7 protein-coding genes and 1 pseudogene are annotated in these 7,760 nt (G+C 75.8%); 4 read left to right on the top strand and 4 right to left on the bottom strand.

What is annotated here, in order from left to right; genetic code table 11:
* From AB0E96_RS35625 to AB0E96_RS35615, 3 genes and pseudogenes are all read right to left on the bottom strand, one after another.
* Positions 1-353 (bottom strand): annotated as a pseudogene (locus tag AB0E96_RS35625) (hypothetical protein); the annotation flags it as partial.
* Positions 353-1,858, bottom strand: coding sequence for a DUF3492 domain-containing protein (locus tag AB0E96_RS35620; protein WP_359830040.1), 1,506 nt, complete (start codon positions 1,856-1,858; stop codon positions 353-355). The gene AB0E96_RS35620 and the pseudogene AB0E96_RS35625, both read right to left, overlap by 1 nt.
* Before the next feature lie 500 nt (positions 1,859-2,358).
* Positions 2,359-3,273 carry an alpha/beta hydrolase gene (locus AB0E96_RS35615; RefSeq protein ID WP_359830039.1) on the bottom strand — a complete coding sequence of 305 codons (915 nt, stop codon included), beginning with the start codon at positions 3,271-3,273 and terminating at the stop codon, positions 2,359-2,361.
* A gap of 221 nt (positions 3,274-3,494) precedes the next feature.
* Here AB0E96_RS35615 and AB0E96_RS35610 point away from each other — a divergent pair, with 221 nt between their 5' ends.
* The 3 genes from AB0E96_RS35610 (at position 3,495) to AB0E96_RS35600 (ending at position 5,008) form a co-directional block, all read left to right on the top strand.
* Positions 3,495-4,157 (top strand): TetR/AcrR family transcriptional regulator, encoded by a 663-nt coding sequence (locus AB0E96_RS35610; RefSeq protein ID WP_359830037.1) that lies wholly within the window; start codon positions 3,495-3,497, stop codon positions 4,155-4,157.
* 131 nt (positions 4,158-4,288) lie between these two features.
* Positions 4,289-4,516: a DUF3107 domain-containing protein gene (locus AB0E96_RS35605; RefSeq protein ID WP_359830036.1), complete on the top strand. Its 228-nt coding sequence runs from the start codon at positions 4,289-4,291 to the stop codon at positions 4,514-4,516.
* A gap of 165 nt (positions 4,517-4,681) precedes the next feature.
* Positions 4,682-5,008, top strand: coding sequence for a hypothetical protein (locus tag AB0E96_RS35600; RefSeq protein ID WP_359830034.1), 327 nt, complete (start codon positions 4,682-4,684; stop codon positions 5,006-5,008).
* A gap of 55 nt (positions 5,009-5,063) precedes the next feature.
* Here the strand turns inward: AB0E96_RS35600 and AB0E96_RS35595 are convergent, their stop codons facing one another.
* Positions 5,064-5,792 carry a ferritin-like fold-containing protein gene (locus tag AB0E96_RS35595; RefSeq protein WP_359830032.1) on the bottom strand — a complete coding sequence of 243 codons (729 nt, stop codon included), beginning with the start codon at positions 5,790-5,792 and terminating at the stop codon, positions 5,064-5,066.
* Between the two features lie 690 nt (positions 5,793-6,482).
* Between AB0E96_RS35595 and AB0E96_RS35590 the strand changes: the two genes are divergently transcribed.
* A partial coding sequence (locus AB0E96_RS35590; RefSeq protein ID WP_359830030.1) for a DEAD/DEAH box helicase occupies positions 6,483-7,760 on the top strand: 1,278 nt, incomplete at its 3' end.

Genomic DNA, 7,760 nt, shown 5'->3' with positions numbered 1-7,760 from the left:
CATGCCGGTGCGGCCGCCCTTGAGCCGCATGGTGATGCTCTGCTCGCGCGGGGGCCGAGCGCGGCCGCCCCCGCGCAGGGCAACGCGGCCAGCGCGGCGGCGGTCAGCGCGGCCCGGGCGGCGGCCCGGCCGGACGGCGGCTCCTCCCGGCCGGGCGCCGGCGGGCGGCGGGGCACCCTGGCGTACAGCTCCTCGGCCAGCGCGAACAGGTCGGCGTGCCGGCAGCGGGCGGCGGCGTCCGGGCCGAGCCCGGCCTCCTCCAGTCCGGCGGCGATCTCCAGCGGGTCGACGGCGCGCTCGCACAGCTCCCGGTGCTCCGCCATCACCTCGCGCACCGGGTCCGCGCCGGGCATCAGCGGGCCTCCGCGAGCTCGGCCGGCCGCCGCCCGGCCGGCTCGCGCACGCCGCCGGCCAGCCAGTACTCGGCGGGGCGGGCGAAGGGGCGCGGCGCCGGCCCGCCCCCGCCGCCACCGGGAAAGGCCGGGTACTGCGAGACCAGTTCGAGGTAGATGTCCCGGAAGGCGTCGATCACCGGCTCCACGCCGAAGCGTTCCTGCGCGCGCAGCCGCCCGGCCAGTCCGAGCCGGCCGCGCCGCTCCTCGTCGCGCAGCAGCGCCAGGCAGGCGCCGGCCAGGGCGCGCGGGTCGCGGGCGGGCACCAGCAGCCCGGCCGGCCCGACCACCTCGCGGGCCACCCCGACATCGGTGGAGACCACCGCCCGGCCGCTGAGCAGCGCGTCCACGAGCAGCCGGGGGCTGCGCTGGGAGAGCCCCGGGAAGACCGCCACCGTGCCCGACTCCCAGGCCGCTGCGAGCGATTCGGGCCGCCCGGCGAAGTCCACCGCCGGGGCCACGGCCAATCGCTCGGCCACCGCCGCGCAGGCCGCCCGGTGGCCGGGCGCCGCCTCCTCGCCGTACACCAGCAGCCGGGCGCCGGGCAGTTCGGCGCGGACCCGGGCGAAGGCGTGCAGGGCGAGCCGCAGGTCCCGGCCCGGCTCCAGCGCGCCCACCCACACCAGGGTCGGCGCCGCGGGCTCCGGCCCGGCGGCCGGGCGGACCACCGCCGGCGTGCCCTCGTGCACCACCCGGGTCCGGGCCGGATCGGCGCCGCAGCGGCGCTGCCACTGCTGGTCGTGGGCACTGCCGGGGGTGAGTATCGCGGCCTGCCGGTAGGTCTCCTCGGTGAGCGCGCGGAAGAAGGACAGCAGCAGGGCGCGCGCCGGCCACCGGTCCGGCGCCCCGCCGTGGCCGAGGTACCGCTCGCGCAGGTGCGGGCCGTGTTCGGTGACCACGAACGGCACCCCGTGCAGCTGCCGGGCCACCAGGGCGGGCAGCGCGGCCGGTCCGCCGCCGACCACGTGGCACAGGTCGGCCGCGCCGAGGCCGCCGGGGCCGGTGCCGTACCAGGGCGCGGACAGCGGGCGCAGGCACCGCTCCAGCCCGTCCGCCGCGGCCAGCACGTCGCACACCAGCGGCCGCCCGGCCGGGGTGTCCGCGCCGGGCAGCCGCCAGGTCCGTTCCAGCACCCGGCGGGCGTGCGAGGAGGAGAGGAAGGCGGGCAGCGCGCCCTCCTCCCGGGCGAGCGCCGCCAGCCGGTACAGCCCGGGCCCGAAGCCGGCCCGCTCCCCGGGCAGCACCAGTGCCCGCAGCAGGTGTTCGTACGCCCCGGCGTACCCGCGTCTGCGCAGCGCGCCGGGGCGCCGTCCGGCACGGACCAGGCTGTCCGGGCCGTCCGGGCCGGTGAGCGGGTACCGCTCGAAGTCGTGTTCCGGCAGGCCCTCGGCCAGCCGGTCGCACCAGTCTCCGGTACCACGCTGGGGATGCGGCCGGGCACCCTCGGTGAGCAGGGCAACGCGCACGGGAGACCTCCAGGGCAGAGCGGATTCGCTGGGCGGGATCGCGGACGGATCGACGGGTTTCCGGGCGGCCCGGACGGTCGCCCGGGGCGCTCCCCGCACGGCGGCGGGGACGGTCGGGGCCGGGGGACCGGCCGGGCCCGGGGCGCCGCGGTGCCTCGGTGCGGCCCACCGGCGGCCCGGTCGCGGACGCGCCGCGTTCCGTTCCCCCGGGCACCCGCCCGCTCCGGCGGTCGGGCCCGACCCGCCGGGACTCCTCGGCCGCGGCCGCCCCGGTTCCTCCGGCGGCCGCGACTCCCCCACACCTGTTCGGTCCGACAGCAGAAAGGTAGGACCGGCCCCCGCCGATCCATCGGTCACATGCCTGCCTGCCACCTGATCGAGTGAACCGCAGTGACCTCGACCCGAACGGGACCGTTACCGGGCGGTATGCGCGGCCGCCCGCGCGACCGGCCGAGGCCGCGCGCTCAGCGGGCGGTGCGCGCTCAGCGGGCGGTGCGCGCTCAGCGGGCGGTGTGCGCGATCAGCTCCCGCACCGCGCGGGCGACCTCCTCGGGGTGCTCCATCATCGCCACGTGCCCGGACTCCGGCAGCACCAGCAGCCGGGCGTCCGCGAACGCCGCGCAGGCGCGGCGGGCCGAGCGGTAGGCGACCAGCTTGTCGCGCAGCCCGTACACCAGCAGCACCGGCGCCGCGACCCGCTCGGCCTGCCGCCACAGCGCCTGGTCGCCGCGCTCGGTGTACGCCGAGACGATGCCGCGGGCCGAGCCGACCAGCGCCTGCATCGCGTGCGGCACCTCCAGCCGGCGCCGGTACTCGGCCACCGCCTGGGCCCGGGCCTGCGGGCTCAGGCCCTCCGGGTCTCCGTAGACCAGCCGCAGCAGGTCGGCGGTGGCCGCCTCGGCGTCGCGGCCGCCCGCGGACAGCCGGCGCAGCACCGCGGGCACCCCGGGCACCGCGAGCAGGCCGGTCGGCCAGGCGGAGCGCTGCGGGGGCAGCTCGGGCAGCGCCGGGGAGACGAGGGTGAGGCTGCGCACCAGGTCGGGGCGCAGGGCCGCCAGGCGGACGGAGACCGCGCCGCCCAGCGAGTTGCCGAACAGGTGGACCGGGCCCCGGCCGGAGGCCTCCAGGTAGCCGATCACCGCGCGGACGTGGCCGGAGACGGTGAGGTTGCCGTCGGTCGGCGGGTGGGAGCGGCCGAAGCCGGGCAGGTCCACGGCCTCGCCGTCGATCTGCCCGGAGAGCCGCTCCATCAGGGCCTCCCAGTTGGCGGCCGAGCCGCCCAGGCCGTGCACGAAGAGCCCGGGCTCACGAACGTCGGCGTCGCCGTCTGCGGCGCCGTCGGCGGCGGGGCGGTGCACCGCGAGCACCGCGCCGGGGACCTCGACCGTACGTACCTGCTGCTCAGCGCTGCTCATGGTGGACGATGGTAGTGAGCCCCGCCCCGGGAGCACCGGGGCGGTCCGGCCGTCGGCCGCCTCCGTCCCGGCACTGCCGAGGCCGAGGTCAGCGCCGTATTGTGGGCTCCTGACAACAGGCCGATCGTCTTTTCTCGCCTTCGCCGAACGCGGGCGCGGTTACCGAAAAGTAGAATCGGCCATCTCGCCAGCCGCGAACAGACCCCGAAGTGAGGAGCGCCGTGACGGCCATCCAGGAGGCGCAGGAGCGCCCGCGCGGTGCCCGCCTGCCGCGAAGCGCCCGCCGTGAACAGCTGCTCGGTGCCGCCCAGGAGGTGTTCGTCGCGCAGGGCTACCACTCGGCCGCCATGGACGACATCGCCGACCGCGCCGGGGTGAGCAAGCCGGTGCTCTACCAGCACTTCCCCGGGAAGCTGGAGCTCTACCTGGCCCTGCTGGACAAGCACTGCGACGCCCTGGTCGAGTCGACCCGCGAGGCGCTGTCGGCGACGACCGACAACAAGCAGCGGGTGGCCAACACGATGGAGGCGTACTTCAACTACGTCTCCAGCGAGTCCGGCGCCTTCCGGCTGGTCTTCGAGTCGGACCTGACCAACGAGCCGGCCGTGCGCGAGCGGGTCGAGCGGGCCTCCGAGGCTAGCGCCACACTGGTCAGCAAGGTCATCCAGGAGGACACCGACCTGCCCGAGGCGGAGTCCAAGCTGCTCGCCGCCGGGGTCTGCGGCCTGGCCCAGATCACCGCCCGGTACTGGCTCTCCCAGGGCCTGGAGATCCCCCGCGACGAGGCGGTCCGGCTGGTCGCCAGCCTGTCCTGGCGCGGCCTGAAGGGCTTCCCGATGCACGCGGGCGAGCCGGGCGCCGAGGGCACCGCCCACCAGGGCTGATCCACCGTCCTTCGCCGGGCCGGGGATCCGGTGCTCTATGGTGAAGCCGTACGGCGCGGTCGCCGCGAACGCTTGTCCCAGGCGGTCCGGTGCCCGTGCGTGGAGGCTGCAACCCCGGAGGGACGGAAGCCGTGGAGGTCAAGATCGGCGTGCAGAACGCGCCGCGCGAGATCGTGGTCGAGAGCTCGCAGACTGCCGATGAGGTCCAGAGCGCGGTCGCGAAGGCGCTGGAGGGCCCGGAGAAGATCTTCGCGCTGTCCGACGAGCACGGCCGTCGCATCATCGTCCCGGCCGAGCGCCTGGCGTACGTGGAGATCGGCGAGCCGGCCGCCCGCAAGGTCGGCTTCGGCACCGCCTGAGGCGTCGCCGCACAGGATCGTCCGGTGCCCCGTTCCCGTGAGGGAGCGGGGCACCGTCGTGTGTACGGCCTCGTGCGCGCGGCCCGGGTGTGTACGGCCCGGCGGGGCGGGGTACGGCGAGGGTGCGGCGCCGGTGCCGCACGCCCGTTCCCCCGGGAGGCAGCCTTGCTGGTCGAGTCGATCGCCTTCGCCCTCGTCGGCCTGGTCACGGGCGCCGCCGCCCTGCTGGCTCTGCCCGGGTACTTCCGGGCCGCCCCGGCCCTGACACTCGGCACCGCGCTGGCGGCGGCCCTGGTCGGCGGGCTGGTCGCGCACTTCAGCGTGGACGGGCGCCAGCCGGCGGTGTCCGTCGCGGCCGCCGCGGTGGCCGCGGGCGTGCTCACCTCGCTGCTGGCCCGGCCGGACCTCGCCGCCGGGCGCGCCCCGGCGCACCGGCACCACCCGCACCGGCACGGCACCCACCGCGCGGCACGGCGGCACCGGGCGGCCTGAGCCCCGGGGAGCGCCCCGGGCCGGAAGGGTCAGCCGGGACGGTCAGCCGGGACGGTCAGGAGGCGAGGCCGAGAACGGCCATCCGCCGGGTGTGCGCCTCGGTGATCCGGTTGAACATCTTGCCGACCTCGACCAGGTCGAAGCCCTGTACCCGGACGCCGCCGACCAGCAGGTTGGACAGCGCGTCGCGCTCGGCGACCACCCGCTGGGCCTGGCTGAGCGCCTCGCCCATCAGCCGCCGGCCCCACAGGGCGAGCCGGCCGCCGGCCCGCGGGTCGGCCTCGATCGCCTGGCGGACCTTGTCGACCGCGAACTGGGCGTGGCCGGTGTCGGACATCACGCTCAGCACCAGGTCGCGGGTGTCGTCGTCCAGCCGGACGGCCACCTCGCGGTAGAAGTCGGTCGCGATGGCGTCGCCGACGTAGGCCTTGACCAGGCCCTCCAGCCAGTCCGAGGGCGCCGTCATCCGGTGGAACAGCTCCAGCGGCTCGACGAACGGCCGCATCGCCTCCTGCGGGTCGGCGCCGATCTCGGCGAGCCGGTCGTGCAGCCGCTGGTAGTGCTGGAACTCCGCGGAGGCCATCCGGGCCAGCGCCGCCTTGTCGGCGAGGTCGGGCGCCAGCTTGGCGTCCTCGGCGAGCCGCTCGAAGGCGCTCAGCTCGCCGTACGCGAGCGCGCCGAGCAGGTCCAGCACCGCCGCCCGGTAGCCGGGGTCGGCCGAGCACGCGGCCCAGTCCCCGATCGAGCCGGCCGCCGCGTCCTGCGTCTCACCACTGGTGTCCATGACCCGCAACCTTAGTCCCGCCCCGCCGCCTGCCGCCCGGGCGCGCCCCGGTGACCGGCCGGACCGCGCGCCCCGGTGGCAGTTGCCGGGGGCAATGTCAGACGCGTCACGTGTTCGAGTCGTCGCCTGACTGTATGGTGGTACGGAGCCCGTCGTGTTCGCATGGAGTCACCGCCGTCTCGGTGCCCCGCGCGAACCCTCCGTGGCGGCGCCGTCCAACCGGACGTGTCCGCACCGAAGGCACGGGTACTCACGTACGCGGATGCCCGGTCGGAGAGCCGATCGGCTCCGACCATGGCTTGGACTTCAAGCCTTGGCACCGCATCAGTGGCCGAGCGAGGGCCGCCGAGACCACGCCCCGAGGCGGAGGTCCCGCGCAGGTCCCTCACGGGAATCCTCCCCGACGCCGCCGGCGACGCGCCCCGTACCAGGGCAGCGCGCACCGGCCGGCCGCAGGGACCGGCGCGGTTGTGCGTCCGCGCAGCTGTCATCAGGGCCGCCAGGCCCGTACGCAGCCGCGCGGCTGCCCGCCCGCCGCTCGCTCTCGGCCCCTCCGAAAACGGAAGAGGCAGCACCCTGTCCACCACCGCTGAACCCATCAAGACGACGTTCCGGGAACTGGGGATCCTCCCGGAGACCGCCGAGGCCCTCGAGTCCGTCGGCATCGTCCACCCCTTCCCCATCCAGGAGATGACCCTCCCGGTCGCGCTGACCGGCCACGACGTCATCGGCCAGGCCAAGACCGGCACCGGCAAGACCCTCGGCTTCGGCCTCCCGCTGATCGAGCGGGTCGTCGTGCGCGCCGACGTGGACGCCGGCCGGGCCACCGACGAGCAGCTCACCGACTTCCCGCAGGCGCTGATCGTCGTCCCGACCCGCGAGCTGTGCACCCAGGTCACCAACGACCTCCAGACCGCCGGCAAGGTGCGCAACGTGCGCGTCCTCGCCGTCTACGGCGGCCGGGCGTACGAGCCGCAGGTGGAGGCGCTCACCAAGGGCGTCGACATCGTGGTCGGCACCCCGGGCCGTCTGCTGGACCTCGCCGGGCAGAAGAAGCTGAACCTGTCCAGGGTCCGCTCGCTGGTCCTGGACGAGGCCGACGAGATGCTCGACCTGGGCTTCCTGCCCGACGTCGAGAAGATCATCACCATGCTGCCGGCCAAGCGGCAGACCCTGCTGTTCTCGGCCACCATGCCGGGCCAGGTCATCAGCCTCGCCCGCCGGTACATGAGCCAGCCGACCCACATCCGGGCCACCGCCCCGGACGACACCGGCACGACCGTCGCCAACATCGAGCAGCACATCTTCCGTGCGCACTCGCTCGACAAGGTCGAGATGGTCTCGCGCATCCTGCAGGCCGACGGCCGCGGGCTGGCGATGATCTTCTGCCGCACCAAGCGCACCGCCGCCGACGTCTCCGACCAGCTGACCCAGCGCGGCTTCGCGGCCGGCGCGGTCCACGGCGACCTCGGCCAGGGCGCCCGCGAGCAGGCCCTGCGGGCCTTCCGCAACGGCAAGGTCGACGTGCTGGTCTGCACCGACGTGGCGGCCCGCGGCATCGACGTCGAGGGCGTCACCCACGTCATCAACTACCAGTGCCCCGAGGACGAGAAGACCTACCTCCACCGGATCGGCCGCACCGGCCGGGCCGGCGCCTCCGGCACCGCCGTCACCCTGGTCGACTGGGACGACATCCCGCGCTGGCAGCTGATCAACAAGGCGCTGGACCTGTCGTTCAACGACCCGGAGGAGACCTACTCCACCTCGGCGCACCTGTACGAGCTGCTGAAGATCGCGCCGGGCACCAAGGGCATCCTGCCGCGCTCGGAGCGCACTCGCGCCGGGCTCAACGCGGAGGAGGTCGAGGACCTCGGCGAGACCGGTGGACGCGGTGCCCGCCCGGGCCGCGGCGGTCGCGGTGCGCGCGGCGGCCAGGGCGGCCAGGGCGGCTCCGGCCGTCCGGGCGCC

Source organism: Kitasatospora sp. NPDC036755 (assembly GCF_040636595.1).
In the GTDB taxonomy this organism is placed as follows: Bacteria; Actinomycetota; Actinomycetes; order Streptomycetales; family Streptomycetaceae; genus Kitasatospora.
The sequence above is the reverse complement of the archived record's forward strand: the minus strand, read 5'-3'. Positions and strand labels throughout refer to the sequence as shown.

What these genes read in the sequence shown, in the direction of transcription:
- AB0E96_RS35615 (WP_359830039.1), bottom strand. Translation starts at nt 3,273, where the DNA reads ATGAGCAGCGCTGAGCAGCAGGTACGTACGGTCGAGGTCCCCGGCGCG.
- AB0E96_RS35595 (WP_359830032.1), bottom strand. Translation starts at nt 5,792, where the DNA reads ATGGACACCAGTGGTGAGACGCAGGACGCGGCGGCCGGCTCGATCGGG.